The following is a 26,488-nucleotide window of genomic DNA, read 5'->3' as shown; positions in this document are numbered from 1 at the left end:
CGCGGTAGTTTCGATCAATGGCCGACATTCCCACCGCCATTCCGACCGCCGAAGAAGCGCTCGCCCGCGTGAACATGCCTCTGGTCGAGGCGATGATGACCCAGCGCGCGGTGCGCCGCGTGCTTCCCGATCCCGTCGACGATGCCGTCGTGCTCAAGTGCATCGAGTTGGCGCTGCGGGCCCCGACCGGGTCCAACGGGCAGAACTGGGAATTCATCGTGGTGAAGGACCGGAGCGTCAAGGAGCAACTCGGCAGGCGGTATCGCCAAGCTTGGTCGCTCTACGGCGCGATCGGCCGGCGCGTCGTCGCAGGGGACGAATCGATGCAGAAGATGCTGCGGGCCACGCAATGGCAGGTCGACCATTTCGGCGAGATCCCGGTCCTTGTCGTGCCGTGCTTGCGCGGCGGCATGCGGTTACCGTACGCGCCGTCCCCGTTCGTGGGGGAGACGACGTTCTTCGGTTCGATCTATCCCAGCGTGCAGAATCTGTTGCTGGCCGCACGGGCGATGGGGCTCGGCGCGTCGCTGATCACCCTGCCGCTGTGGAGCGTGACGTCTGCGCGACGAATCCTGGGCCTGCCGCTGACGGTGACGCCGGTGTGCGTCGTGCCGCTCGGTTGGCCGCGCGGTCGATACGGACCCACGACCCGCAAGCCGGTCCAAGAGGTCGTCCACCTCGACGGGTACGGCAACCGCGCCTGGCTCGACGCGTCGTCGGGCAACCGCTGAGATCAGCTGCGCAGCAGTTCGATCACCGCGCTGAAATCCTTGTCGGCGTGGTCGGCGTTGAACTCGGCGTAGATCTGCGCGGCGTGACTGCCAAGCGGCGCTTTGGCATTCGTCGACTTGACCGCGGCCATCGCCAGGCCGAGGTCCTTGTTCATCAACGCGGTGGCGAACCCCGGCTTGAAGTCGTTGTTGGCAGGTGAGGTCGGCACCGGGCCCGGCACCGGGCAATTGGTGTGCACGGCCCAGCAGTTGCCGGTCGCGCCGGTGATGACGTCGAACAGGGACTGGGCCGGCAGGCCCAGCTTCTCGGCCAGTACGAACGCCTCGCCGATGGCGATCTGCTGCACCGCGAGCACCATGTTGTTGCACAGTTTGGCGGCCTGGCCCGTGCCGGATGGCCCGCAGTGGATGATCTTGCCCGCCAACGGTTCCAGCACCGGCCGGGCCCGCTCAACGGCGTCGTCCTCGCCGCCGACCATGAACGCCAACGTGCCCGCCGTTGCGCCCTTCACCCCGCCGGACACCGGCGCGTCGAGTTGGGCGAGACCGCGGTCGAGCGCCTGCTGGTGCACCGCGCGGGCGTCGTCGACGGAGATCGTCGAGGTGTCGATGAACAGGGCGCCGTCCTTCGCCGCGGGCAACGCCTCGGCGTAGCACGATTTGACGATGTCCCCGTTGGGAAGCGAGGTGATGACGACATCGGCGGCATCGACGGCCGCGGCGCCGCTGTCGAAGGGCTGAACGCCCGCCCCGGCGGCCGCGTCCCGCAGGTCCGGCACCGGGTCGAACCCGTGCACGGTGTGGCCCGCGGCGACAAGGTTCGCCGCCATCGGCCCGCCCATGTGGCCCAACCCCAAAAACGCGACCGTGCTCATGGTTAATCTCCTATGTCGCCTATGTCGCTGCGCGGGCCTTGGCCGCTTCTGCTCTGCCGATGACCACGCGCATGATCTCGTTTGTTCCCTCCAGGATCCGATGCACCCGCAGATCGCGGACGATCTTCTCCAGCCCGTACTCGCGCAGATATCCGTAGCCGCCGTGCAACTGCAGCGCCTGGTCGGCGACGTCGTAGCAGGAGTCGGTGACATAGCGTTTGGCCATCGCGCACAACTCCACTTTCCGCGGGTGGTTCTCGTCGAGCGCGGTGGCCGCGCGCCACAACAGCACTCGCGAGGTCTGCAACGCGGTGGCCATGTCGGCGAGGGTGAACCGGATGGTCGGCTCGTCGAGCAGCGCACCGCCGAACGCGTGGCGATCGGCGAGGTACCGCGTCGCCTTGTCGTGGGCGGCCTGCGCGCCGCCCAGCGAACACGCGGCGATGTTGATCCGGCCGCCGTTGAGGCCCTGCATCGCGATGCCGAAGCCCGTGCCTTCACCGTCGGCGCCGCCGAGCATCGCGTCGGCGGGCACCCGGACGCCTTCGAAGACCACCTGCGCGGTCGGCTGGGCGTTCCAGCCCATCTTCAGCTCGTCGGCGCCGAAACTCAGCCCGGGCGAGTCCTTTTCGACGAGGAAGGTCGAGATGCCGCGAGGTCCGTCCTCGCCGGTGCGGGCCATCACCACGTAAACGTCGGACGACCCGGCGCCGGAGATGAACTGTTTGACGCCGTCGAGCACATAGTCACCGCCGGCGCGGACGGCCTTGGTGCGCAACGCGCTCGCGTCGGACCCCGCGCCGGGTTCGGTCAGGCAGTAGCTGGCGATGGCCTCCATCGACGCCAGCCTCGGCACCCACGACTTGCGTTGTTCGTGGGTGCCGAAGGTGTCGACCATCCAGGCGCACATGTTGTGGATCGACAGGAACGCCGCGACGGTGGGATCGGCCTTGGCGAGTTCCTCGAAGATCCGCACCGCGTCGATCCGGCGCAGCTCGCTGCCGCCGACGTCGTCGCGGCAGTAGATCGCCGCCATGCCGAGCTCGGCCGCCTCGCGCAACACGTCGGTGGGGAAGTGCTTGGTGGCATCCCACTCCAAAGCGTGTGGCGCGAGGCGCTTCTCGGCGAACGAGGCCGCCGTCTCGGCGATCACCCGCTCGTCGTCGTCGAGCCCGAAGTAATCCACGAAACCCCTACTTCATGGTCGGCAGCACGAACTCCGCGCCATCCTTGATGCCGGACGGCCACCGCTGGGTGACGGTCTTGGTCTTGGTGTAGAACAAGATCGAATGCGGGCCGTGCTGGTTGAGGTCGCCGAAGCCGGAGCGTTTCCAGCCGCCGAAGGTGTGGTAGGCCACCGGCACCGGGATCGGCACGTTGACGCCGACCATGCCGACCTGCACGCGGGACACGAAGTCGCGGGCCGCGTCGCCGTCGCGGGTGAAGATCGCGACGCCGTTGCCGTATTCGTGCTCGGAGGGCAGCCGCAGCGCCTCGTCGTAGTCGTGCGCGCGCACGATGCACAGCACCGGCCCGAAGATTTCGTCGGTGTAGATCGACATGTCGGTGGTGACGTGGTCGAACAGGGTGGGTCCGATGAAGAAGCCCTCTTCGAGGCTGTCGTCACCGAATTGCAATTCGTCGCTGGCGCGTTCGCGGCCGTCGACCACGATCTCGGCGCCGGCCTCCACGCCCTGGGCGATGTAGTCGCGCACCCGCTGCAGGGCGGCCTCGGTAACCAGGGGGCCGTAGTCGGCCTTGGGGTCCAGGCTGTGGCCCACCCGCAGATTGTTGATGCGCTCGACCAGCCTGGCGCGCAGGCGATCGGCGGTTTCCTCACCGACCGGGACCGCCACGCTGATCGCCATGCAACGTTCCCCGGCGCTGCCGTAGCCGGCGCCGATCAGGGCGTCGACCGCCTGATCGAGGTCCGCGTCCGGCATGACGATCATGTGGTTCTTGGCGCCGCCGAAGCACTGCGAGCGCTTCCCGTTGGCCGCCGCGCCCGCGTAGATGTACTGCGCGATGTCGGAGCTGCCGACGAACCCGACGGCGGCGATGGTGGGGTGCTCGAGGATCGCGTCGACGGCTTCCTTGTCGCCGTGCACCACCTGGAACACACCGGGCGGAAGGCCGGCCTCGATGAACAGTTCGCCCAGCCGCAGCGGCACCGAAGGGTCACGCTCGGATGGCTTGAGGATGAACGCGTTTCCGCACGCCAGCGCCGGACCCGCCTTCCACAGCGGGATCATCGCCGGGAAGTTGAACGGGGTGATGCCCGCGACCACGCCGAGCGGCTGGCGCATCGAAAACACGTCGATGCCCGGGCCCGCGCCCTCGGTGTACTCGCCCTTCATCAGGTGCGGGATGCCGATCGAGAACTCGATGACCTCGATGCCGCGCTGGACGTCTCCGCGTGAGTCGGCCAGCGTCTTACCGTGCTCGAGGGAAAGCAGTTCGGCGAGCTCGTCGATGTTCTGGTTGACCAGGTCGATGAACTTCATCATGACCCGGGCCCGTCGCTGCGGGTTCCACGCCGCCCACTCCTTCTGCGCCTCGACGGCGCCGGCGACCGCGGCGTCGACGTCGGCGGCCGAGGCCATCGACACCTTGGCCTGCACCTTGCCGGTGCTCGGGTTCAACACGTCGGCGGTGCGCTTGGACTCGCCGGCGGTGCGCTTGCCGTTGATGAAATGTGGAATCTGCTTGGTCATGGCCCTGCCCCTCGCTACTAGATAGTTGGATATCCTAGTAATGCGTGAGAGGCGTCCGCAAGGGGGGTGCGCGCCGAGACTGCGGGGAGATCGCGATCGCGGCCGAAATCGCGATCTGTGCGCAGTTTCGGTGCGGTGGGGTCAGAGGTTGAGCATCCGGATCGTCTCCGCGCGCATGTCCACCTTGCGGACCTTGCCGGTGACGGTCATCGGGAATTCATCGACGACGCGGACATAGCGCGGGATCTTGTAGTGCGCGAGTTTTCCGGTGGCGTACTCGCGCACCGCGGCGGCGTCCAACGGCTCGCAGCCCGACCGCATCTTGATCCAGGCGCAGATCTCCTCGCCGTAGACGTCGTCGGGAACGCCGATCACCTGGACGTCCTCGATGTCGGGGTGTGAGTGCAGGAAGTCCTCGATCTCACGTGGGTAGACGTTCTCGCCGCCGCGGATCACCATGTCCTTGATGCGCCCGACGATCTGGCAGTAGCCGTCCTCGCGCATCACGGCGAGATCGCCGGTGTGCATCCAGCCGTCCTCGTCGATGGCCTCGCGGGTCTTGGCCTCGTCATTCCAGTAGCCGGTCATCACCGAGTAGCCGCGGGTGCAGAACTCGCCCGGCATGCCGCGCCGCACGGTGGCCCCGGTGTCGGGATCGACGACCTTGATCTCGACGTGCGGGTGCACGCGCCCGACGGTGGCGGTGCGCCGTTCCAGGTCGTCGTCGATGCGGGTCTGACACGACACCGGCGAGGTCTCGGTCATGCCGTAGGCGATCGCCACCTCCGACATGTTCAGCTCGTTGATGCAGCGCTTCATCAGCTCCATCGGGCAGGTGGCGCCCGCCATGATTCCGGTGCGCAGCGACGACACGTCGCGGTCGGCCAGATCCGGGTGGGCGAGCATCGCCACGAACATGGTCGGCACCCCGTAAACGGCGGTGCAGCGCTCGCTTTCGATGGCGGCCAACGTCGCCGCGGGATCGAAGCCGGGCGCCGGAATCACCATGGTCGCGCCGTGCGTGGTGACCCCGAGATTGCCCATCACCATGCCGAAGCAGTGGTAGAACGGCACCGGGATGCACAGCCGATCGTGCGGCCGCAGGTTGATGAGCTCGGTGACGAAGAACCCGTTGTTGAGGATGTTGCGGTGCGACAGCACCGCGCCCTTCGGGGCACCCGTTGTGCCCGACGTGTATTGGATGTTGATGGCGTCCGACGGTGTCAACGCGCTCATCCGTGACCGCAGGTCGTCGACCGGGACGCCGTCGGCCCGTTGCCGCAGCCGTTGCCAGTCGTCGGTGCCGATGAACACCACCTCGGTCAGGTCCGGCGCCTGCGGGCGCACCTCTTCGACCATCTGCCGGTAGTTCGACGTCTTGAACTCCGTTGCCGCCACCAACATCCGGATGCCGGAGTGCCCCAGCACGTACGACAGCTCGTGGGTGCGGTAGGCGGGGTTGACCGTCACCAGGATCGCGCCGATCTTCGCGGTGGCGTACTGCAGGATCGTCCATTCCGCGCAGTTGGGCGCCCAGATCCCGACCCGGTCACCCGCGGCGACCCCGCTGGCCATCAAACCCCTTGCCACGACGTCGATTTCGGTGTTGAGCTCGGCATAGGTCCAGCGGCGGCCGGAGCCGACGTCGACGAGCGCCTCGACGTCGGGATGAGCCGAGACCGTGCGTTCGAAGTTGGCCCCGATGGTCTCCTCGAGCAGCGGAACGTCGGTCGATCCCGCCGCGTAGGACGGTGCCGCGGCGTACGTGTCGCGCAGCACGTTCTTCAAGACCTTGCCCGCCGCGTTGCGCGGCAGTTCCTCGACGACGGCGATGCGCCTGGGCCGTTTGTACGCGGCCAGGTGCGCCCGGCATTGCGATTCGATGTCGGCCTCGGTCGGCGGGTCGGCGGGATCGCGCGGCACGATCACCGCCATCGGTGTCTCGCCCCAATCCTGATCGGGCACGCCGATCACCGCCACCTCGGCGACTTTCGGTTCGGCCGCCAGGACGTTTTCCACCTCGGCGCTGTAGATGTTCTCTCCGCCCGAGATGATCATGTCCTTCTTCCGGTCGACCACATAAATGTAGCCGTCCGGGTCCTGCCGGACCAGGTCGCCGGAGTGAAACCACCCGCCGCGGAAGGCTTCGGCGGTCTCGACGGGTTTGTTCCAGTACTCCTTCATCACCAGCGGACCCAGGTACACGATCTCGCCGACGGCCCCGGCCGGGACGTCGTTCATGTCCTCGTCGACGATGCGGACCTCGACGTTGAGCATCGGCCTGCCCACCGAGCCGATCTTGCGCACCGCGTCCTGCCCCCGGAGCAGGCAGGTGATCGGGCTGCATTCGGTCTGACCGAACGCCGCGACGATCTCGGCCTGGGGAAATGCGTCGATCATGTTCTGCAGCAACGTCGTCGACGCCGGCGCGGCACCCCACCAGACGCGCCGCAGCCGGGACAGATCGAAGTCGGCGAGGTTGTCCAGCGCGCAGACGACCTGCCACTGCGCGGGCGTCATGAAGCACGACGACACGTTCTCGTCGACGATCATGCGGACCGCCGCTTCGGCGTCGAAACCGCCCGACGGCGGAATCACGACCCGGCCGCCGGTCAGGTAGGCGGGCAGCATGCCCGAGATCCCCGCGGTGTGGAACAGCGGGGCGACACCCATCCAGCAGTCGTCGTCGATGTGGCCCAGGGTGGCGATCGAGCTGAACGCGTGCAGGTAGAGGTTGCGGTGGGTGAGCACCGCGCCCTTGGGGAAGCCCGTGGTCCCGGAGGTGTACACGATGAATGCGGGGTCTTCGTCGCCGGCCGCGGCGGCGGCGTCGAGCGGGTGGTCGGTGGCTTGCGCGACGGCGTCCTCGTAGTCCGCGCCGATCGTGAGCACGGTGTGCACCGATGGCGCGGCCGCACGGGCCTGCTCGGCCACCTCGGCCAGGGCCACATCCACCACCAGCGCGGCGGCACCGCTGTCGGAGAGCACGTAGCCGATCTCGTCGGCGACGAACCGGAAGTTCACCGGCACAACGATCGCGCCTAGACGCAGTGCGGCGAACCAGGTTTCGACGACCTCCAGTCTGTTGAGGCCCAGCACGGCGACCCGGTCGCCGCGACCGACGCCGCGCGCCGACAGCGCGTCTGCCAGCCGGGTGACCCGCTCATCGAGCTCTGCGAAGGTGCATCGCCGCCGGGAGTCGACGAACGCGACGTGGTCCGGTCGCACGAGTGCGTGCCGGGCGAGGACATCGCTGAGCGAGATACCCGTCGACGGTGACAGACGCGCCGCAGGAGGTGAGATGGTCATCGTCGGCTCCCTTCCGGACGTGGGCTACAACCCGGCGCGGTCGGCGAGCAGCGCCCGGTGGTGGGTGCTGCTGCCGAACAGGGCCTGGGTGGTCTTGGCGCGGCGGAAGTACATGTGGATGTCGTGCTCCCAGGTGAACGCGATGCCGCCGTGCACCTGCATCGCAGAGCCCGCGCACATGGCGAAGGTGTCGGCGGCCTGTGCCTTGACCAACGGTGCGGTGATCGCGAGTTCCTCGGGGTCCGTGGCGCTCATGGCGGCGAACATGACCGCGACCCGGGTGGCGTCGATCTCGATCATCATCTCGGCGCAGGCGTGCTTGACCGCCTGAAACGATCCGATCGGTCGTCCGAACTGCCGTCTGCTGCAGGCGTAGTCGACCGACAGCGCGAGGCACGCCTCGGCGCCGCCGAGCGACTCGGCGGCCAACAGCACGCGGGCCACGTCGAGCACCCGCTGCCAGCCCTCGCACGACGCCAGCGCTTCGGCGGGCGCCTGCTGCAACGTGACCCGGGCGACCGGCCGGGTGCTGTCGAACGACGGCAGCGGCGCGACCGTGACCCCGGGGGCATCGGCGGTCACCAGGTACCACCCGAGCGAGCCGTCGCGCTGGGCGGCCGGCACCACGAACACGTCCGCGATGCGGCCGTGCAGCACCGGCGAGCACTCGCCGGACAGCTCGACGCGGCCATCGGCGCCGACGGCCCGCACCGGGGCCGTCGAGGGGTCGGTGGCGTCCGGCGCCGTCGCCGCGAATGCTCCGATCAACTCGCCGGTCAGCAACCCGGGGAGCAGACGGCGCCGCTGTTCGTCGTCACCCATCCGCAGCACGGCCTCGATCGTGAAGACGATGCCCGCCAACGGAACCGGCGTCAGCGCACGGCCGAGCTCTTCGAAGACGATGGCGGCCTCCACCAGGGTGCCGCCGGCTCCGCCGTGCTCGGGCGGCACGTGCAGCGCCGGCAGCTCGGCCTCGCTGCAGAGCCGCTGCCACAGCTGTTCGTCAAGACCCTGGGCCGCGGCGACCTCGCGCACGCGAGCGGGGGGAGCCGCCTCAGAAAGCAGGCCGCGCAGCGACTCTCGGAAGTCGAGCTGTTCTGTGCTGTAGCGGAAGTCCATCTCAGCGTGGCTCCTTGGGAAGCCCCAACAGCTGCTCGCCGATGACGTTGCGTTGGATCTGCGAACTGCCGGCGTAGATCGTCGCCGCCCGCGCATACAACAGCTGGTCCATCCAGCAGCCGGCCGAGTTCGGCGTACCGGGCGCCGGAGCGAGCAGCACCGCACCGTTTCCCGGGCCCTGTGGGCTGATTGCGTCGGGCCCCAGAATCTCGGCGGCGAGTTCGGTGTAGCGCTGGAAGTACTCGCTCCAGATGACCTTGTGGATCGCGGCGTCGGCGCCGGGAATCTCCCCACGCAGCAGCGCCGTCAACCCTCGGTACCCCTGATACCGCAGGATCTGCACGCGGGAGTAGCACCACGCCAGTTCGTCGCGCACATGGGGATCGGTGTGCCGTCCGCGCTGCCGGGCCAGCGCCACCAGACGCTCGAGGTCGGGTCCGAATTCGGTTGCCGCGGTGGTGATCTGCGAGCCCCGCTCGAACCCTAGCAGGGTCATCGCGGTACGCCACCCGCCGCCGACACCGCCGAGCACATCGGCGGCACGGGCGCGTGCGTCGGTGAAGAACACCTCGCTGAACGAGGCGTGCCCCGCGGCGTTGACGATCGGGCGCACCTCCACGCCGGGCTGGTCGATCGGCGCCAGCAGCATCGACAGGCCCTTGTGCTTGGGCGCGTCCGGATCGGTGCGGGCAAGCAGGAATATCCAGTTCGCCGTCGGCCCGGCCGAGGTCCAGATCTTCTGGCCGTTGATCACCCACTCGTCGCCGTCGAGCACCGCCCTGGTCCGCACGGACGCCAGGTCCGAGCCCGCCTCGGGTTCGGAGAACCCCTGACACCAGCGGTCCTCGCCGGAGAGGATTCGGGGCAAAAAGTGCCGCTTCTGCTCCTCGGAGCCCAGCGCGATCATCGTGTTGCCCAACAGGTCGATGCCCGCCAAGTCGTTCTCCGAGCGGTCGGGTGCACCGGCGAGGGCGAACTCCTCGGCCAACACCAGTTGCTCGATCACCGAGAGTCCGCCGCCGCCGTACTCCGTGGGCCACGACACCGCGATCAGTCCCCGATCGGCGAGAACCTTGCGCCACCGCGCCCTGAGCTGCTCGCGCTCCTCGGGCGGCAGCGCGCCGGCACCGCTCCATTCGCTGGGCAGGTGCTCTGCGAGAAACGCCCGGATCTGATCCCGAAAGGCGATGGCCTCGGGTGGATAGTCGACGTCCATCAGGGCCGCCGTTTGGCCGCGGGCAGGATCTCCGGCGCCTGCCGCCAGTCTTCGAGGCCGTGCTCGACGGTGCCGATGCCCAACGGGTTGCCGGTGATGTCGGCCCAATGGGCGTGGTTGAGCTGGTGCAGGGAGAAGCAGGCGTCGAGGGCGGCGCCGAACCCCATGGCGTCGACGGTCTGGTTCACCGACTCCTTGATCATCAGCGCGGTCAGTGACGGAAGCTTGGCGATCCGGCGAGCGAATTCGACTGTGCAGTCGAACAGTTCGTCATTGGAGAAGACCTTGCTGACCATGCCGAGCGCGTGCGCGTCGTCCGCGGTCAGGGCGTCTCCGGTGAGCAACAGTTCCTTGGCTTTACGGGGGCCGAACTCCCACGGGTGGCCGAAGTACTCGACCCCGCACATCCCCAGTCGGGTGCCCACCACGTCGGCGAAGACCGTGTCCTCGGCGGCGACGATCAGATCGCAGCACCATGCCAGCATCAGGCCCGCCGACAGGACCAGCCCGTGCACCTCGGCGATGGTGATCTTGCGCAGGTTGCGCCACCGCTTGGTGTTCTGGAAGAAGTAGTGCCACTCCTGGCGATGGCGCGTCTCCACCCCGCCCAACGTCCCCCCGTTGCAGTGATACGTCGGGTGCTGCCCCGGCCCCGACGATCGCTCGCGGATGTCGTCGGCGGAACCCAGGTCGTGGCCCGCGGAGAAGCAAGGCCCGGCCCCCCGCAGGATCACCACCCGCACGGCGTCGTCCTCTTCGGCCAGTTCGAATGCCGCTCCGAGTTCGACGAGCAACCCGCGGTTCTGCGCATTGCGCTGTTTCGGGCGATCGAGCGTGATCACGGCGATTCGGCCGTCATCGAGCAGTTCGTAATCGATGTAGTCGAAATGCTGCACGAAGTGCTCCCTTCGGGTCGTCACCGCTGTGCGCGAGGTGACGCTGCTGAGCTGCAGGCTACGTGACGCCGAACCAACATGTCCATAGCCAGTACGTCGATCATAAAACTTTTGTTCAAGTAAATCAGCAAGTTACTCGCATACTTGCGCTCAATGAAGTATCTTGCTAGTACTGTGGTGCACATCGCAGCGAGCCGTCGGGCGAGCGGACCACTACCGAGAGGGTTGAAGATGGAACTGGGGCTTTTCCTGATGCCGGCGCATCCGCCGGAGCGCAGCCTGTACGACGCGACCCAGTGGGATCTCGAATTGATCCAGCTCGCCGATGAGCTGGGTTACGTCGAGGCGTGGGTGGGTGAGCACTTCACGGTGCCGTGGGAGCCGATCTGCGCGCCCGACCTGCTGTTGGCCCAGGCGCTACTGCGGACCAAGTCGATCAAGCTCGCCCCCGGCGCTCACCTGCTTCCGTACCACCACCCGGTCGAATTGGCCCACCGGGTCGCCTATTTCGACCACCTGGCCCAGGGCCGGTTCATGCTCGGGGTGGGTGCCAGCGGGATTCCCGGCGACTGGGCGCTTTTCGACGTCGACGGCCAGAACGGTGAGCACCGTGAGATGACCCGTGAGGCGCTCGAGATCATGATCAAGGTCTGGACCGAGGACGAGCCGTGGGAGTTCCGCGGAAAGTACTGGAACGCCAACGGTATCGCGCCGATGTTCGAGGGGCTGATGAAACGGCACATCAAGCCCTTGCAGGCACCGCACCCGCCCATCGGGGTAACCGGGTTCAGCGCGGGATCCGAGACGCTGAAGCTGGCAGGCGAGCGTGGTTACCTGCCGATGAGCCTGGACCTCAACACCGAATACGTCGCGACACACTGGGACGCGGTGCTGGAGGGCGCCGCCCGCAGCGGTCGCGTGCCCGACCGGCAGGACTGGCGGCTGGTGCGCGAGGTGGTCGTCGCCGAGACCGACGAGCAGGCGTTCCGGTACGCCGTCGACGGCATGATCGGCCGGAACATGCGCGAGTATGTGTTGCCGACCTTCCGGATGTTCGGCATGACCAAGTTCTACAAGCACAACCCGACGGTGCCCGACGGCGACGTCACACCGGAGTACCTGGCGGAGAACACGTTTGTGGTGGGCTCGGTCGAGACCGTCGTCGACAAGCTGGAAGCGACCTACGATCAGGTCGGCGGGTTCGGCCACCTGCTGATCCTGGGCTTCGACTACAGCGACAACCCCGGGCCGTGGAAGGACTCCATGCGGCTGCTGGCCGAAGAGGTCATGCCGAGGCTCAACGCGCGCATCGCCAAGAAGCCCTCAATCGCCATCGCCTAGCGCTCGTTCGAAGGGTATCCCGATGGAGGCACAGAAGATCACCGTCCGATACTCGGACGGAACGTGCAAGACGATGACCGCCAGCGCCGACCAGACCATCCTGGAGGCGGCCGAGGAGAACGGCATCGCGATCGTCAACGAGTGCCAGAGCGGGATCTGCGGCACGTGTGTGGCCACCTGCCGGTCGGGCGATTACGAGATGGGCCGGACCGAAGGGCTTTCCGACGTAGAACGCGACGCCAGGAAGATACTGACCTGCCAGACGTTCGCCAACTCGGAATGCCTGATCGAACTGCAGTATCCGATCGACAACAATGCCGCCAGCCTGGTGACCGGGCATGCCACGGTGACCGAGGTGCAGTTGGTCTCGTCCACCACAGCCATTCTGCGGCTGGATGTTTCGGATATGCCTCCGCTGAAGTTCAAGGCAGGCCAGTTCGCGCAGCTGCAGGTGCCCGGCAGCGGGGTGTGGCGCAACTACTCGTACGCGCATCCGGCCGACGGGCGCGATGAGCTCGAGTTCATCATCCGGCTGTTGCCCAGCGGGGTGATGTCGGACTATCTGCGCGACCGGGCGAAGCCGGGTGACCGAATCGCGTTACGGGGCAGCAAAGGCACGTTCTATCTGCGGCCGGTGCAGCGCCCGGTGGTGCTGGTGGCCGGTGGCACCGGGCTGTCGGCGATCCTGGCGATGGCCCAGAGCATGGCGCCCGATGCCGGCCGGCCGGTCCACCTGCTCTACGGGGTGACCGACATCGCGGATCTGTGCAAGCTCGACGAGCTCGAGCGGCTGCGGCGCCGTATTCCGGATCTGCACGTGCACACCATCGTGGCGCATCCCGACCCGGGCTGGTCGGGACCGGTGGGGTTGGTGACCGATCTTCTGGACGAGGACATGTTCGGCGACGGCAACGCCGACGTCTACCTGTGCGGACCCGCGGGAATGGTCGAGTCGGTCCGGAACTGGTTGGACAACCGCGACATTCACCGCATCGGCCTCTACTACGAGAAGTTCGTGCCGAGCGGGGCCGCGCGGCGGCGCACCCCGCTGCGGTTGGACTACGCCGACATCGACATGGCCGACGTACGGCACCGCGCTCGCGGCACCGCGGTGGTGATCGGCGGCAGCATCGCAGGCATCACCACAGCCAAGATGCTCACCGAGTTCTTCGAGCGGGTGATCGTCCTGGAGAAGGACGACCCCCATCGGCGCCGCGAGGGGCGGCCCGGCGCGGCGCAAGGCTGGCATCTGCACCACCTGCTCACCGCCGGCCGCATCGAGTTGGAACGGATCTTCCCCGGCATCATCGACGACATGGTGCGCGAAGGCGCCTTCGACGTCGACATGGCCGCGCAGTACCGCATCCGCCTGGGCGGCACCTGGAAGAAGCCGGGCACCGGCGACATCCAGATCGTCTGTGCCGGACGCCCGCTGCTCGAGTGGTGCGTACGTCGCCGGCTCGACGACGAACCGCGCATCGCGTTCCGCTACGAGTCCGAGGTCAGCGATCTGATCTACGACAGGGACACCAACACGGTGCTCGGCGTCGCGGTGGACAACCAGGGGCATCCGGAGGTCATCCCGGCCGAATTCGTGGTGGACGCCTCGGGCAAGAACACCCCGATTCCGGAGATTCTCGAGCGGCTCGGGATCGGGGCGCCAGAGGTGGAGCAGGACATCATCAACTGCTTCTACTCGACCATGTTCCATCACGTTCCGCACGAACGGCAGTGGCACGACAAGGTGATGATGATCTGCTACGCGTACCGACCGTATGAGGACACTTACGCGGCGCAGTACTACACCGACAGCTCGCGCACGATCCTGTCCACCACATTGGTTGCCTACAACTGTTATTCGCCGCCGCGAACCCCTGAGGAGTTCCGCCGATTCGCCGACCTGATGCCCTCACCGGTGGTCGGTGAGAACATCGACGGCCTGGAGCCGGCGTCGCCGATCTACAACTTCCGCTATCCCAACATGCTGAGGTTGCGCTACGAGAAGAAGCGCAACCTGCCACGCGGGCTGCTTGCGGTCGGCGATGCCTACACCAGCGCCGACCCGGTGTCCGGGCTCGGGATGTCGATCGCGCTCAAGGAAGTTCACGAGATGCAGACGCTGCTGGCCAAGCGCGGTCCCGGCGATGCCGACCTGCCGCGGCGCTACTACCGGCGGATCGCCAAGCTCGCCGACACGGCCTGGTTCGTGATCAGGGAGCAGAACCTCCGGTTCGACTGGGTGAAGGATGTCGACAAGAAGCGGCCGTTCTACTTCGGGGTGTTGACCTGGTACATGGACCGGGTCATCGAACTGATCCACGACGATCTCGACGCCTACCGCGACTTCCTGGCGGTCGTCCATCTGGTCAAACCGCCTGCGGCGTTGATGTCGCCGCGGGTCGCCGCCAAAGTCCTCGGCAAGTGGGCGCGCACCAGGCTGTCGGGCCAGCAGACGCTGATCACCCGCAACTATCAGAACCGCACCGTTCCGCCGCCCGACCACCTTGAGATATCCGAGGCGCCGAAAGCCGACTTCGCCGCAAGCCACACCCGCTAGAGAGGGGCCCACATGTCGCAGATGTCGCAGACCCATAAGTTGCTCGACTGCCGCGGAACCCGCATCCACGCCGTCGAGCAGGGTGAGGGACCGCTGGTGGTCCTGGTGCACGGCTTCCCGGAGTCCTGGTACTCATGGCGCCACCAGATCCCGGCGCTGGCCAACGCCGGCTACCGGGTGGTGGCCATCGACCAGCGCGGCTACGGACGCTCGTCGAAGTACCGGGTGCAAAAGGCCTACCGCATCAAGGAGTTGGTGGGCGACATCGTGGGAGTCATCGACGCCTACGGCGAAAAGCAGGCGGTCGTGGTCGGTCACGACTGGGGCGCCCCGGTGGCGTGGACGTTCGCCTGGCTGCACCCGGACCGCTGCCGCGGCGTCGTGGGCATCAGCGTCCCGTTCGCGGGCCGCGGGGTGATCGGTCTGCCCGGCAGCCCGTTCGGGGAACGCAGGCCCAAGGACTACCACCTCGAGTTGGCCGGTCCCGGAAAGATCTGGTACCAAGACTATTTCGGTGAACAAGACGCGATCATCACCGAAATCGAAGAGGATCTCCGCGGCTGGCTGCTCGGCCTGACCTACACCGTGTCGGGTCAGGGCATGATCGCGGCCACCGAGGCCGCGGTGGCCGCCGGCGTGGACTTGGCGGCGATGGATCCCATCGAGGTGATCCGCTCCGGGCCGCTGTGCCTACCGGAAGGGGCGCGCCTCAAGGATGCGTTCATCTACCCCGAGACCATGCCGGACTGGTTCACCGACGCCGATCTCGACTTCTACACAGGAGAATTCGAACGCTCCGGGTTCGGTGGGCCGCTGAGCTTCTATCACAACATCGACAACGACTGGTGCGACCTCGCCGAGCAGGAGGGCACCCCGCTGACACCGCCCGCGCTGTTCATCGGCGGCCAGTACGACGTCGGAACGACGTGGGGCGCCGAGGCGGTCGAACGCGCGCACGAGGTGATGCCCAACTACTGCGGCACCCACATGATCGACGACGTCGGGCATTGGATCCAACAAGAGGAGCCCAAGGAGACCAACCGCCTGCTGCTCGATTTCCTGACGGGATTGCGGTAGTGGAACTGCGGCCTCTTCCCGTTGACAGCGTCGAACTGCGGCGCGTGTACGGCTGCCACCCCTCGGGGGTGACCGCGGTGTGCGCGATGGTCGACGGTGAGCCGGTGGGGATGGCCGCGAGTTCGTTCACATCCGTGTCGGTGGAACCGCCACTCGTGTCGATCTGCGTGCAGACCGGCTCCAGAACATGGCCGCGGTTGAAAGCGGTTGCGCGGCTGGGTCTGAGCGTGCTGGCCGAACACCACGGCGATGCGTGCCGCACTCTCTCACGCAAAGAAGGCGACCGGTTCGCCGGGGTGCCCTGGACCAGGCTGGCATCCGGAGCGGTGGTCGTGTCCGAGGCCAGCGCCTGGTTGGAATGCCTGCTGCGCAGCGAGGTGGCCGCGGGTGATCACATGATCGCCGTTCTCGAGGTGTGCGCCTTGGACGCCAACGCCGACATGCCGCCACTTGTGTTCCACGGCAGTCGGTTTCACCGGATCACCGGCGCGGACGTGTTGGAGCGGACATGAAGACGACGGACACCAGGGTGCGCCGCGCGATCACGGCGGTGGGCGGCGGTCGGCCGGTCGTCATCACGACTGGCCCGGAGAACGACAACGAGGGATATCTCGCGTTCGCCGCCGAGACAGCCACGCCCAGATTGCTGGCCTTCACGATTCGGCACTCGTCGGGCTATGTCAGGGTCGCGCTGCCCGCCGCCGAGTGTGAGCGGTTGAACCTCCCGCCGATCTGCCATCGCGGCGAGAACCGCTTTGATGCGGCTGCTCACCGGGTGACGGTCGACTGGCGGGGGACCGGTACGGGGATCTCGGCGACCGATCGGGCGGCCACCATCGCGGCGCTGGCGGCGAAAAGCTCTGATCCGTCGGATTTTCGTCGGCCTGGGCACGTGGTTCCGGTCGAGGTGGCCACGGCAGGCGTGCTGGGTCACCCCGGTCCCGCCGAGGCGGCGCTCGACCTCACCCGCCTCGCTGGCCGACGCCACGCCGCGGGACTGTGCGACATCGTGTCCCGCCACCGGCCCAGTGCGATGGCGCGAGGCGGTGAGCTGCTCGAGTTCGCGCTCGAGCACGCATTGCCGGTCGTGTCGGTCGGCGAACTCATCAGCTATCGGCGGCGGGTGGAGCCGCAGGTCGAGCGAATGGCCGAGACGGTGCTGCCCAATCGCGGGGAAGGGTTCCGCGCCATCGGGTTCCGTGACGTGCACGGCGGCGGTGAGCACCTGGCCCTGATCGTCGGTGACGTCGGGCCCGGGGTTCCGGTTCCGCTGCACGTCCACGTCGAGTGTGTGACGTCAGACGTGTTCGGTTCGACCGCCTGCCGGTGCGGTACCGATCTGCGAGCCGCGTTGAGCGACATGCGGGCGAATGACGGCGGGGTCGTCATCTACCTGCGGCCGCCCGGCCCGATGCGGGCCTGCGGCCTGACGGACACCGAGGAAATCGACTCGGGAGAGCTGTCGCAGACGGTGGCGTGGATTCTGCGCGATCTGGGTGTCTACACCATCAGATTGGCCGATGATGCACCCGGGTTCGGTCTGGTGATCTTCGGGGCCATCCGCGAGCGCGGGCTCCGGGTCGCGGGCTGAGACAACGAGCGACAGCAAGGTGGTTCGATGACACATCCAGACCTGGCGGGCAAGGCGACGATCGTCACGGGAGCGGGCGCGGGTATCGGCCTGGCGGTCGCGGAACGGCTTGTCGCCGAGGGGTGTCGGGTGTTGTGCGCGGACATCGACGGTGGGGCCGCCGAAGCCGCGGCGACCAAGGTCGGCGGTGGCGCCGTCCCACATCGCGTCGACATCAGCGACGAGCAGCAGGTGATCGGCATGGTCGATGCCTGCACGAGCGCGTTCGGCGGCGTCGACAAGCTGGTCGCCAACGCCGGCATCGTGCACTTCGCGCCGGTGCTCGATACGACGGTCGAGGATTTCGACCGGGTGGTCCGGGTGAACCTTCGTGGTGCCTGGTTGTGCACCAAGCACGCCGCGCCGAAGATGATCGAACGAGGCGGCGGCGCCATCGTCAACATGTCGTCGCTGGCCGGGGTGGTGGCCGCGGCGGGCACCGCGGCATACGGGATGACGAAGGCTGGTCTCATTCATCTCAGCCGCATCACCGCAGCCGAATTGCGTTCGGCCGGTGTGCGATCCAATGCGGTGCTGCCCGCGTTCGTCGACACCCCGATGCAACGGACCGCGATGACGACGTTCGACGAGGCACTCGGTGACGGCGGGGCCGACACCATGATCAGCCGCTTGCAGGGCCGGATGGCCGGACCCGAGGAGATGGCCGGCATCGTCGCGTTCCTGCTCTCCGACGACGCGTCGATGGTCAACGGCACCGCACAGTACGCCGACGGCGGTACCGCGGCCGCGCTGTGGTGAACCGGGTTCAGCGCCTGCTGGTCAGAATGGACAGTGCGAGCGCGGTGATCTCTTCGGCAACTCCGCCATAGCGCGTGAGATGCCATGTGCGGGCGACATCGTCGATGAAACTGTCGGCCGCGGCCACCAGCAGGCGCGCCTGAGCGGTGCTGGTCTCGGGCACGAGCTTGCCGACGAGCTCGGTCCACACCGCCTCGCGGTCCGCCTGGCTCCGCAGGAACCCGTCGCGCACCTCTTCGGAGGCATGGGCGAGTTCGGTGATCGACACCGACACCAGATCCGGATCGTCCAGACACACCCGGACCCGTCCGGCGACCAGCCGGCGCAGCGTCGCGGCCTCGTCACCGCCGGCCCGCAACGCGCGCACGCATTCCAGGGTCCACCAATCGTCGAGCCGGCGGATCAGCGTGTCCAGGATCGCCTGCTTCGACGAAAAGGACCGGTACAACCCCGGGCCGGCGATGCCGACAGACTTGCCGATCTCGCTCGTGCTGACGGCCGGGTAGCCCTTGGCGCGGAAGAGCCGGGCACCGGCCGCCAGCAGTGTCTCGTGCCGGGAGTACAACGCGCGTTCGGAATGAGACGGTGCGTTGGTCGATGTCAGATCGCTGGCGGGCGCCGTTCGGGCCGCCGCCATACATGCTTGGTAGAGAAGATCTTTGAGCTCTTCCCGCGGCAGCGTAAGGGAGTGGCGGCCGAGGCTGGTCAGGGTGCTCGACACCGCCCAGGCGCGCAGTTCGGAATGCCGGTCGCTCAACTCGGGCACCTCGAGGCGGACACCGGACTGTATGCCCGCGACGATGGCGTTGATGCGGTTGCGCACCTGGGCGCGGTCGTCGTCGTTGAGGTAGCGCGCCTCGCGCTGCCACAACACCGTCAACGCTCGGGTGGCGATGGCGGCGGCGATCAGGTCGGGTAGTTCGTGCCTCAGCGGCTCATGCGGTGACCCCGAATCCCGGCCGAGGACGCTCTGGTACTCATCCTGCGCGGTGATGATGGCCGCGGTGAGCAGCGCCTGCTTGTTCTCGTAGTGTCGGTACAGGGCGCGAGCCGTGATGCCCGCCGCTTCGGCGATGTCCTCCAGCTTGACCGAGTGAAAGCCGCGTTCGGTGAAGAGCCGGACCGCCTGCTTCAGGATCTGGCTCTTGCGGTCCTTCGGCCTGCGCTTGACCGTGCCGACGACGGGCTCCACGTCTGTCAGGCCCCCTTCCGCGTTCTTCAACCGGCGCTGGACGAGCTGCCTCAATACTGCCAAAAGTCTATAGGCGCTAACTTCCTACAGCTTGAACCCGCTCTGACGCTCGAAGTCCGCGAGGTCGAAGTAATCGCTGAAGCGCTTGATCTTGCCGTTCTCGACCTCGAACACCCCCGTCACCGGCAGTTCGACCTTGCGACCGTCGTTGAGCGTGAAGTAGTCCACCCGTTCGGCGAGCACCAGCCCCGGTTTGGCGGCCAGCGTGACGACGTCCAGCTTGGCCTCGGCGAACGCGTTCAGGAAGGCTTGGAAGATCTCCCGGATCGCGCCGAGCCCGACGATCGGATCGACGGGCACATTGTGATACACGGCATCATCGGCGAACGCCGAGCAGATCGCGTCGAGATCCCTTGTCGTCCAGGCATCGAGAAAGTCGCGGACAAGCGTCTCGGTGGCTTCTGCGGTGTCGGTCATCGAGCCTCCTCTGAGAGATGTACGCAGCCAGGTACACCAGCCATAGTACTCATCAGAGACTTAAATATTCACGAGACGGGCTATTTCAAGCTATTTCGCTGGAGAACAGGGCGATCATAGGGCTATCGATGATAGACATAATGCTCAGGGTCGCGGAGCGCGGGGTGACCCGGTTCAGGCGCCATCGGGCACGCTGGCCAGCCGCACGTAGGCCGACGCCGCCTCGGCGCGGTTGGTGGCGTGGAGTTTTCGCAGCACCCGCTTCACGTGCGACTTGACCGTGCCTGCCGAGATCACCAGCTCGTCGGCGATCTGCTGGTTGGTGCGGCCGGCCGCCATCAACCGCAGCACCTCGACCTCGCGGCGGGTCAGCATCGTCATCACCCTGGTGTGCACGTCGGCCAGCGACCGCGCCGCGGGACTGCGTTCCAGCGGCTCGATCTTGCGCAAGTCCAGATCGGCGTCCTGCAGCGCGCGGGCCGCCTCGTCCGCGGAGGCCAGCGCGTTGCGCACCTCCGCCTGCAGTCGGCGCATCCGCTCCAGCAACACGGTGCGCTCGTAGGCATACCCGAATCCCTCCGCGAACGCCCACACCGTGTCGCGGTCGATCTCGTCGACCAGACGGCCCGAATACAGCCGGTCGGCATGCAGGAAGCCGATCACCTTGCCCGTCGGCATCACCGGCGCCGCCACGTAGGAATGGGTCATCGAGAAGTCGACGATCGGCCTGTTTACGCGGGGGTCGTTGCGGGCGTCACGCACGATCGCCGGTGCGTGACGGCGGATCATCTGCGTCTCCAACAGCATGTGATCCAGCGGCGGGGCCACGGACTGGGCGAACGCGACCATCTTCTCGGCGCCCTCGCGGTCCTCGCCGAAGTACGCCGACTCCATGAACATCCGGCCCTCGTGCACGCGGAACAGCACGGCGCGGTCAAATCCGCACGACTCCACCAACTCTCGCGGCGCCCGGTCGACGATCGTTGCGACGTCATCGACGACCCGCAGCTTGCTCAGGGCCTCCTGGACCTGCAACAGCGCGAGCATGCGTCGTTGTGCGCCGTCCTCGATCAGCTCCCGCTCGAGCGAACAATAATCGAGCACCGACTCCAGCGCCGCGATCGCTTCGTCGTCGCCGCGCGCCTCCAACGCGTTGCGCACCTCGTTGGCCTTGGTGTCGATGGCCTCCGACACCACGGCCATCGGATCGTCGGTGGGGTCGACACTCCAATCCGCAAACGTCTCCCGGTAGCGGCGGGCGGCATCACTCTCCTTGGCCGGACGCGACGCCCAGCCCGGATGGCCTGCCAACGTCTCGTCGGGACCGGGCATGCCATCGGCGATCTTCATGGCGTCTACTGTCTCCCGACCACGGCGGTGTTGCGGGCAGAACCGCAAATTGCCCTCCTACGGGGGCAGGAGTGTGCCCCAACGGGGGATCGCTTTGCTGCGCGGGTTGTCCGAGGCTGATGGGCATGTCATCTACCACCGCTTCGGCGATCGAAGTGCTCACCACGCCCCAGGGCATCGCCGACCCTTATCCGCTGTACGACCAGCTGCGCCCCTCCTCCCCGGTCGCGGGCTACCGCGACTGGCCGCCGGGGACCGTGCCGGGCGCCGACGAACCCGTCACCGCGTGGGCGCTCTTCCGCTACGACCAGGTCTGGGAAGCCGCACGCGACAGCGACACGTTCTCGTCGCGTGACCCGCTGCAAGAGGCCTCCTCCGCGCCCAGCCTGATGCTGGTCAACACGGACCCGCCAAAGCACGAGGTGGAGCGAAAGCTGGTCTCGCAGGCGTTTTCTCCGCGCCGGGTCCGGCGGCTGGAACCCTGGCTCACCGATCTGATTCCGCATTTGCTCGACGATCTCGGCGAGGGCGAAGTGGACGTGATGTCGTTCGCCGCCGAGATTCCCACCAGGGCCATGGTCCGATTGCTGGGTCTGCCGGAAGGTGACCACGTCCGTTTCAAGAACTGGGCCAACGCGTTCATGCTGAGTTCGGCGCTGACGCCCGAAGAACGGATGGCGAGCAACCAAGAGATGGTCGGGGCTTTCGCCGCCCGGCTTGCCGAGCACTCCTCGATCATCGCCGAGCAGGGGGCGAGCGAGGACGTCGAGGATGCCGAGGACCTCATATCGGCGCTGTTGCGCGCGGAAGTCGACGGTGAACGCCTGACGCCGGAGGAGATCGTCCGGTTCTGTGTCACGTTGGTGGTCGCAGGCAGCGAGACCACGACCTTTTTGATCGGCAACCTGTTGCACGCCTTGGCGAGTGAGCCCGAGATCGCTGCGCGGATACGTGCAGACCGGTCGACGCTTCCGGCCTTCGTCGAGGAGACCATGCGGCGCGACGGCCCACCACAGCGCCTGTTCCGCATCGCCACCCGCGACGTGGAAGTGGGGGGCAAGCTGATCCGGGCGGGGGAGTGGGTGGCGCTGTTCTTCGGCTCGGCCAACCGCGATCCCGCGGTGTTCCCCAACCCGGCGCGGCTCGACATCGACCGGCCGAATCTCCGAAGGCAGCTCTCGTTCGGCCACGGGTTGCATTTCTGCCTCGGTTCCTCGCTGGCGCGGTTGGAGGTCACCACGATGCTCAACGCGGTACTGGACCGCTATCAGCGGATCGAGCTGAGCGACGACCCCGGGACAAAGCAGACCGCCAGTCTGCTGACGCACGCGTATGTCCGTCTACCCCTTCGCCTGTCATGACCGCCATCAGCGAACAGGCCCGCAACATCGAGGCGACGAAGGCCATCTATGCCGCCGTGCCCGCGGGTGACCTCGACACCGCGCTACGGCACCTGGACCCGGAGGTCCGCATCACCTATTACGGCACCGAGAAGATCCCGTACGCCGGTGACTACCACGGCATCACCGAGGCGATGACGTTCTTCGCCAGGGTCGGCCAGAACATCGAGATCGTCGAGATGGAACCGTGGAAGTTCATCGCACAGGGTGACGACCTCGCCGTCTGGGGCCGGCAACGGTTCCGCAGGATCGAGACCGGCTACGAGTGGCAATCGGAGTTCGCGCACATCATCACCCTTCGTGAGGGCCGCTGGCTGCATTTCCGCGACTTCATGAACTCCGCCCTGACCCAGGAGGCGTTCAGCCGATGAGAACCACCGCCGACCGTGATCAGCGGGACCGGGCAAATGCCGCGCCGGCCTGAGGTTGTCTCGAACGGGCGACGTTTATCTCCCTTGCTGGAGCAGTCCCCGAGCACCGAGCGCCGATAGCGTGATCGTGTGCCTCGCGCTGAAGAAACTTGTGGTGCACGGCGAATGATGCCCTCACCGCACCGGTCGGCGCGAGTCTGGCGCCATCACCTTCGCCAACAGGCGCTCAGGCGCTGTATCGACGATATTAAGAAGATACTTGACTGAATAAAAAGCGTCGATATCATCGCCATTTACAATTTGTGTCGATCACGTGAGGCGTATTAGCTATGGACATCATGGCCTTTGGGCGCGTACGCTCTTCACCGTCACACGTCGAGTTCCAGCTGCCTGGAGGACCAGCGTGAGCAAAACCGCCCGACGGCAGAACCTCGATGTCACGGGGTGGGCAGAGCGATGGTGATCGACACCCAGGCGATGGCCAAGCCGGTGCGGGCGGTCGGCGGCTTCTTCGCGATGTCCATGGACACCCTGGTGATGATGTTCCGGGCGCCGCTGGCATGGCGCGAGTACATGATCCAGTGCTGGTTCGTGGCGCGGGTGTCGACCCTCCCGGGGCTGCTGATGACGGTCCCGTGGGCTGTCATCTCGGGGTTTTTGTTCAACGTGCTGTTGTCCGACATCGGTGCCGCCGATTTCTCCGGCACGGGCGCGGCGATTTTCACCGTGTCCCAAAGCGGTCCGATCGTGACGGTGTTGGTGGTCGCCGGTGCCGGCGCCACCGCGATGTGCGCCGATCTGGGCGCGCGCACGATCAGGGAGGAACTCGATGCGCTGCGGGTGATGGGAATCGATCCGATTCAAGCGCTGGTCGTTCCCCGGGTGCTCGCGGCGACCACGGTGTCGCTGGCGCTGAACTCGGTGCTGATCGTGACCGGCCTGGTCGGTGCGTTCGTGTGTTCGGTGTACCTGATGGACGTCTCCGCCGGTGCGTGGGTCGCGGGGTTGACGACGATGACGCATCTGGCCGACGTCATCATCTCGATGATCAAGGCGACATTGTTCGGGTTGGCGGCGGGCCTGATCGCCTGTTATCAGGGCATTTCAGTGGGCGGCGGCCCGGCCGGTGTGGGTCGGGCGGTGAACGAAACGGTGGTGTTCGCCTTCATCGTCCTGTTCCTGACCAACATCATCGTCACCGCCATCGGCGTCCCGTTCATGGTGAGGTGAGTGGCCCATGACAGTCAGTGTTCCGAGTACGCTTCATCCGCGGCTGCGACGAGTGGGCAACCGCGCAGTCGGCGAATGGCACCGCATCGGGGCCCAAACCCGGTTCTACGCCACCACATTGGCCGGAATCCCCGACGCCGTAGTCAATTACCGCAGCGAACTGCTGCGGGTGATCGCGCAGATGGGCCTCGGCAGCGGCGCCCTCGCGGTGATCGGCGGCACGGTGGTGATTGTGGCGTTCTTGACGATCACCACCGGTGCGATCGTCGCGGTGCAGGGCTATAACCAATTGGCATCCGTGGGGGTGGAGGCCCTCACGGGGTTCGCATCCGCCTTCTTCAACACGCGCGAAATCCAGCCGGGCACCGTGATGGTCGCGTTGGCGGCCACCGTCGGCGCAGGCAGCACCGCGCAATTGGGGGCCATGCGTATCAACGAGGAGATCGACGCCCTGGAGGCGATCGGCATCCGCAGCGTCAGCTACCTCGCATCGACCCGGGTGCTGGCCGGGGTGATCGTGGCGGTGCCGCTGTTCTGCGTCGGCCTGATGACGGCGTACCTCGCGGCACGCCTCGGCACCACTGCCGTCTACGGGCAGGGGGCCGGCGTTTACGACCACTACTTCTACACCTATCTGCACCCCACCGACGTGCTGTGGTCTATCGGGGAAGTCGCCGCGGTGGCGCTGATGATCATGCTGATGTGCACCTACTACGGCTACACGGCGAGCGGCGGGCCGTCGGGGGTGGGGGAGGCCGTCGGACGGGCGGTGCGGGCGTCGATGGTCGTCGCGTCGCTGCTGATTGTGGTTATGACACTGGCGATTTACGGCCAGTCCGGCAACTTCCACCTGGCGGCATAGGGACATGAACCGCAGAGCAGGCACACACCGCATCTCCACCGGGTGGTGGACGCTGATCCTGCTTGCGGTGATCGTGGTCTTCCTGTTCGGATCCGCCGCGGCCTTCCGCGGTACGTTCCGGTCCTACGTAGGAGTCACGCTCACGTCAGAACGCGCGGGGCTGGTGATGGAAACCGACGCCGACGTGATGCTGCGCGGGGTGCGGGTCGGCCGTGTCAGCAGGTTGAGCAACGACGAGAACGGGACGAGCCTGAAGCTGGAGCTCGACCCCGACCAGGTTCGATACATCCCGGCGAACGTCACGGCCCAGATCAGCGCCACCACTGCCTTCGGAACGAAATTCGTTGAGCTGGTGTATCCGTCGGAGCCGAGCCCCGCCCGGCTGACCGCAGGTGCGGTGTTGTATGCCGACCGGGTCAGCACGGAGGTCAACACCGTGTTCGAGAACGTGGTCGACCTACTCAACATGATCGATCCGCTGAAGCTGAACGCGGTGCTGACCGCCGTGGCCGAGGGGGTCCGTGGACAGGGTGAACGGATGGGGCAGTCCATCACCGATCTCAACCAGGTGCTCCTGGCCCTCAACGAACGCAGCGAAACCATCGGCGCAAACTGGCGCTCGTTGAAGAACTTCACCGACACCTACGACGCCGCCGCCGAAGACATCGTCGCCATCCTGGATGCCGTCAGCACGACGAGCACCACCGTCACCGAGCACGAACGCGCGCTGGATGCGTTGCTGCTGAACGTGGTCGGCTTCACCGAAGCCGGCACCAACCTGCTCGCCACGAGCAAAGACGACTTCGTGGACGCCGTCAACACCCTGCAACCCACCACGGGTCTGCTGCTCCACCACAACCCCGTGTACACCTGCTTCCTGCAGGGAGCGACATGGTATCTGGAGAACGGGGGCTACGCGGCGTGGGGCGGTGACGGCCGCACCCTGCAACTGGATGTCGCCCTGCTGCTGGGGAACGACCCCTACACCTATCCGGAACACCTGCCGATCGTCGCGGCCAAAGGCGGACCCGGCGGGCAACCCGGATGCGGTTCGCTTCCGGATGCCACGAAGAACTTCCCGGTGCGCCAACTGATCACCAATACCGGTTGGGGCACAGGCCTGGACATCCGACCCAATCCCGGCATCGGACATCCCTGTTGGGCGAACTACCTGCCGGTGACCCGTGCGGTGCCGGAACCCCCCAGCATCCGGCAATGCATTCCGGGTCCGGCGATCGGGCCGATCACCGCTCCCGGGGCACCGCCATACGGCGCGCCGTGGTACGGGCCCGACGGGACGCCCCTGTGGCCGGGAGTGCCACCGCCTAAACCGAGTCCCACCCCAATGGGTGCGAACCAGCCGTAGAACGACCTGAAATCGC

The 26,488-nt window shown here is 66.8% G+C and carries 22 protein-coding genes and 1 pseudogene; 12 read left to right on the top strand and 11 right to left on the bottom strand.

The genetic code is table 11. The features are described from left to right. The first annotated feature begins 17 nt into the window (after positions 1-17). Entirely contained in the window at positions 18-731 is a 714-nt protein-coding gene (locus tag G6N28_RS05480) for a nitroreductase family protein (RefSeq protein WP_163897838.1), read from the top strand. Positions 732-733: 2 nt separating this feature from the next. On the opposite strand, the gene mmsB is transcribed toward G6N28_RS05480, so the two are convergent. The 8 genes and pseudogenes from mmsB to G6N28_RS05445 all read right to left on the bottom strand — a co-directional run bounded on the left by mmsB (position 734) and on the right by G6N28_RS05445 (position 10,917). Further along, entirely contained in the window at positions 734-1,708 is a 975-nt protein-coding gene (gene mmsB / locus G6N28_RS05475) for a 3-hydroxyisobutyrate dehydrogenase (protein ID WP_235674724.1), read from the bottom strand. Beyond that, positions 1,626-2,792 (bottom strand): acyl-CoA dehydrogenase family protein, encoded by a 1,167-nt coding sequence (locus G6N28_RS05470; RefSeq protein WP_163897832.1) that lies wholly within the window; start codon positions 2,790-2,792, stop codon positions 1,626-1,628. Before G6N28_RS05470 ends, mmsB begins: the two co-directional genes overlap by 83 nt. A gap of 7 nt (positions 2,793-2,799) precedes the next feature. Further along, on the bottom strand, positions 2,800-4,320 hold the full coding sequence (locus G6N28_RS05465) for a CoA-acylating methylmalonate-semialdehyde dehydrogenase (protein ID WP_163897829.1): 1,521 nt from the start codon (positions 4,318-4,320) through the stop codon (positions 2,800-2,802). Between the two features lie 141 nt (positions 4,321-4,461). Beyond that, positions 4,462-6,096, bottom strand: coding sequence for an AMP-binding protein (locus tag G6N28_RS26970; RefSeq protein WP_235674723.1), 1,635 nt, complete (start codon positions 6,094-6,096; stop codon positions 4,462-4,464). Further along, positions 6,088-7,629: pseudogene (locus G6N28_RS26965) on the bottom strand (long-chain-fatty-acid--CoA ligase); the annotation flags it as partial. The pseudogene G6N28_RS26965 and the gene G6N28_RS26970, both read right to left, overlap by 9 nt. Before the next feature lie 24 nt (positions 7,630-7,653). Beyond that, positions 7,654-8,748 carry an acyl-CoA dehydrogenase family protein gene (locus G6N28_RS05455; RefSeq protein WP_163897823.1) on the bottom strand — a complete coding sequence of 365 codons (1,095 nt, stop codon included), beginning with the start codon at positions 8,746-8,748 and terminating at the stop codon, positions 7,654-7,656. Between the two features lies 1 nt (position 8,749). Further along, on the bottom strand, positions 8,750-9,964 hold the full coding sequence (locus G6N28_RS05450) for an acyl-CoA dehydrogenase (RefSeq protein WP_163897820.1): 1,215 nt from the start codon (positions 9,962-9,964) through the stop codon (positions 8,750-8,752). Continuing rightward, the gene (locus tag G6N28_RS05445; RefSeq protein ID WP_179962174.1) at positions 9,964-10,917 is read right to left on the bottom strand and encodes an enoyl-CoA hydratase; all 954 of its coding nucleotides are present in this window, start codon (positions 10,915-10,917) and stop codon (positions 9,964-9,966) included. The genes G6N28_RS05450 and G6N28_RS05445 overlap by 1 nt, the downstream gene beginning before the upstream one ends. 174 nt (positions 10,918-11,091) lie before the next feature. On the opposite strand from G6N28_RS05445, the gene G6N28_RS05440 reads away from it, so the two are divergent. Genes G6N28_RS05440 through G6N28_RS05415 form a run of 6 tightly spaced genes read left to right on the top strand, consistent with a single transcriptional unit; the run spans position 11,092 to position 18,224 of the window. Beyond that, the gene (locus G6N28_RS05440; RefSeq protein ID WP_163897813.1) at positions 11,092-12,201 is read left to right on the top strand and encodes an LLM class flavin-dependent oxidoreductase; all 1,110 of its coding nucleotides are present in this window, start codon (positions 11,092-11,094) and stop codon (positions 12,199-12,201) included. Positions 12,202-12,223: 22 nt separating this feature from the next. Further along, entirely contained in the window at positions 12,224-14,758 is a 2,535-nt protein-coding gene (locus G6N28_RS05435) for an FAD-binding oxidoreductase (RefSeq protein WP_163897810.1), read from the top strand. Positions 14,759-14,779: 21 nt separating this feature from the next. Beyond that, positions 14,780-15,835, top strand: coding sequence for an alpha/beta fold hydrolase (locus G6N28_RS05430; protein ID WP_163905862.1), 1,056 nt, complete (start codon positions 14,780-14,782; stop codon positions 15,833-15,835). Beyond that, a complete protein-coding gene (locus tag G6N28_RS05425) occupies positions 15,835-16,347 on the top strand; it encodes a flavin reductase family protein (RefSeq protein WP_163897807.1) in 513 nt (170 codons plus the stop codon). The genes G6N28_RS05430 and G6N28_RS05425 overlap by 1 nt, the downstream gene beginning before the upstream one ends. After that, complete coding sequence (locus tag G6N28_RS05420) at positions 16,344-17,426, top strand: 3,4-dihydroxy-2-butanone-4-phosphate synthase (RefSeq protein WP_163897804.1); 1,083 nt, start codon at positions 16,344-16,346, stop codon at positions 17,424-17,426. The genes G6N28_RS05425 and G6N28_RS05420 overlap by 4 nt, the downstream gene beginning before the upstream one ends. A gap of 27 nt (positions 17,427-17,453) precedes the next feature. Further along, positions 17,454-18,224, top strand: coding sequence for an SDR family oxidoreductase (locus G6N28_RS05415; RefSeq protein ID WP_163897801.1), 771 nt, complete (start codon positions 17,454-17,456; stop codon positions 18,222-18,224). A 7-nt stretch (positions 18,225-18,231) separates the two neighbouring features. Here the strand turns inward: G6N28_RS05415 and G6N28_RS05410 are convergent, their stop codons facing one another. The 3 genes from G6N28_RS05410 to G6N28_RS05400 form a co-directional block, all read right to left on the bottom strand. Continuing rightward, the gene (locus G6N28_RS05410; RefSeq protein ID WP_163905860.1) at positions 18,232-19,416 is read right to left on the bottom strand and encodes a TetR/AcrR family transcriptional regulator; all 1,185 of its coding nucleotides are present in this window, start codon (positions 19,414-19,416) and stop codon (positions 18,232-18,234) included. Between the two features lie 84 nt (positions 19,417-19,500). Next, positions 19,501-19,893, bottom strand: coding sequence for an SgcJ/EcaC family oxidoreductase (locus G6N28_RS05405; RefSeq protein ID WP_163897798.1), 393 nt, complete (start codon positions 19,891-19,893; stop codon positions 19,501-19,503). 174 nt (positions 19,894-20,067) lie between these two features. Next, positions 20,068-21,243, bottom strand: coding sequence for a LuxR C-terminal-related transcriptional regulator (locus tag G6N28_RS05400; protein WP_163897795.1), 1,176 nt, complete (start codon positions 21,241-21,243; stop codon positions 20,068-20,070). Between the two features lie 125 nt (positions 21,244-21,368). Here G6N28_RS05400 and G6N28_RS05395 point away from each other — a divergent pair, with 125 nt between their 5' ends. The 5 genes from G6N28_RS05395 (at position 21,369) to G6N28_RS05375 (ending at position 26,472) form a co-directional block, all read left to right on the top strand. Then, entirely contained in the window at positions 21,369-22,604 is a 1,236-nt protein-coding gene (locus G6N28_RS05395) for a cytochrome P450 (RefSeq protein WP_163897792.1), read from the top strand. Further along, positions 22,601-23,014, top strand: a complete 414-nt coding sequence (locus G6N28_RS05390; RefSeq protein WP_179962020.1) for a nuclear transport factor 2 family protein — start codon at positions 22,601-22,603, stop codon at positions 23,012-23,014. The genes G6N28_RS05395 and G6N28_RS05390 overlap by 4 nt, the downstream gene beginning before the upstream one ends. A gap of 456 nt (positions 23,015-23,470) precedes the next feature. Further along, positions 23,471-24,244 carry an MlaE family ABC transporter permease gene (locus tag G6N28_RS05385; RefSeq protein ID WP_163897789.1) on the top strand — a complete coding sequence of 258 codons (774 nt, stop codon included), beginning with the start codon at positions 23,471-23,473 and terminating at the stop codon, positions 24,242-24,244. Positions 24,245-24,251: 7 nt separating this feature from the next. Continuing rightward, positions 24,252-25,106 (top strand): ABC transporter permease, encoded by an 855-nt coding sequence (locus G6N28_RS05380; protein ID WP_235674471.1) that lies wholly within the window; start codon positions 24,252-24,254, stop codon positions 25,104-25,106. Between the two features lie 4 nt (positions 25,107-25,110). Further along, positions 25,111-26,472, top strand: a complete 1,362-nt coding sequence (locus G6N28_RS05375; RefSeq protein ID WP_163897786.1) for an MCE family protein — start codon at positions 25,111-25,113, stop codon at positions 26,470-26,472. Positions 26,473-26,488 lie beyond the last annotated feature (16 nt).

Source organism: Mycolicibacterium pulveris (assembly GCF_010725725.1).
GTDB classification, from domain to species: Bacteria; Actinomycetota; Actinomycetes; order Mycobacteriales; family Mycobacteriaceae; genus Mycobacterium; species Mycobacterium pulveris.
Note: the sequence above shows the minus strand (reverse complement) of the source record. Positions and strands in the feature narration are given on the sequence as shown.

Excerpts from the sequence above, each read along its gene's own strand:
- G6N28_RS05480 (WP_163897838.1), top strand. The coding sequence starts at position 18 with ATGGCCGACATTCCCACCGCCATTCCGACCGCCGAAGAAGCGCTCGCC.
- G6N28_RS05465 (WP_163897829.1), bottom strand. The coding sequence starts at position 4,320 with ATGACCAAGCAGATTCCACATTTCATCAACGGCAAGCGCACCGCCGGC.
- G6N28_RS05455 (WP_163897823.1), bottom strand. The coding sequence starts at position 8,748 with ATGGACTTCCGCTACAGCACAGAACAGCTCGACTTCCGAGAGTCGCTG.
- G6N28_RS05450 (WP_163897820.1), bottom strand. The coding sequence starts at position 9,964 with ATGGACGTCGACTATCCACCCGAGGCCATCGCCTTTCGGGATCAGATC.
- G6N28_RS05440 (WP_163897813.1), top strand. The coding sequence starts at position 11,092 with ATGGAACTGGGGCTTTTCCTGATGCCGGCGCATCCGCCGGAGCGCAGC.
- G6N28_RS05435 (WP_163897810.1), top strand. The coding sequence starts at position 12,224 with ATGGAGGCACAGAAGATCACCGTCCGATACTCGGACGGAACGTGCAAG.
- G6N28_RS05430 (WP_163905862.1), top strand. The coding sequence starts at position 14,780 with ATGTCGCAGACCCATAAGTTGCTCGACTGCCGCGGAACCCGCATCCAC.
- G6N28_RS05420 (WP_163897804.1), top strand. The coding sequence starts at position 16,344 with ATGAAGACGACGGACACCAGGGTGCGCCGCGCGATCACGGCGGTGGGC.
- G6N28_RS05415 (WP_163897801.1), top strand. The coding sequence starts at position 17,454 with ATGACACATCCAGACCTGGCGGGCAAGGCGACGATCGTCACGGGAGCG.
- G6N28_RS05405 (WP_163897798.1), bottom strand. The coding sequence starts at position 19,893 with ATGACCGACACCGCAGAAGCCACCGAGACGCTTGTCCGCGACTTTCTC.
- G6N28_RS05400 (WP_163897795.1), bottom strand. The coding sequence starts at position 21,243 with ATGAAGATCGCCGATGGCATGCCCGGTCCCGACGAGACGTTGGCAGGC.
- G6N28_RS05395 (WP_163897792.1), top strand. The coding sequence starts at position 21,369 with ATGTCATCTACCACCGCTTCGGCGATCGAAGTGCTCACCACGCCCCAG.
- G6N28_RS05390 (WP_179962020.1), top strand. The coding sequence starts at position 22,601 with ATGACCGCCATCAGCGAACAGGCCCGCAACATCGAGGCGACGAAGGCC.
- G6N28_RS05385 (WP_163897789.1), top strand. The coding sequence starts at position 23,471 with ATGGTGATCGACACCCAGGCGATGGCCAAGCCGGTGCGGGCGGTCGGC.
- G6N28_RS05380 (WP_235674471.1), top strand. The coding sequence starts at position 24,252 with ATGACAGTCAGTGTTCCGAGTACGCTTCATCCGCGGCTGCGACGAGTG.
- G6N28_RS05375 (WP_163897786.1), top strand. The coding sequence starts at position 25,111 with ATGAACCGCAGAGCAGGCACACACCGCATCTCCACCGGGTGGTGGACG.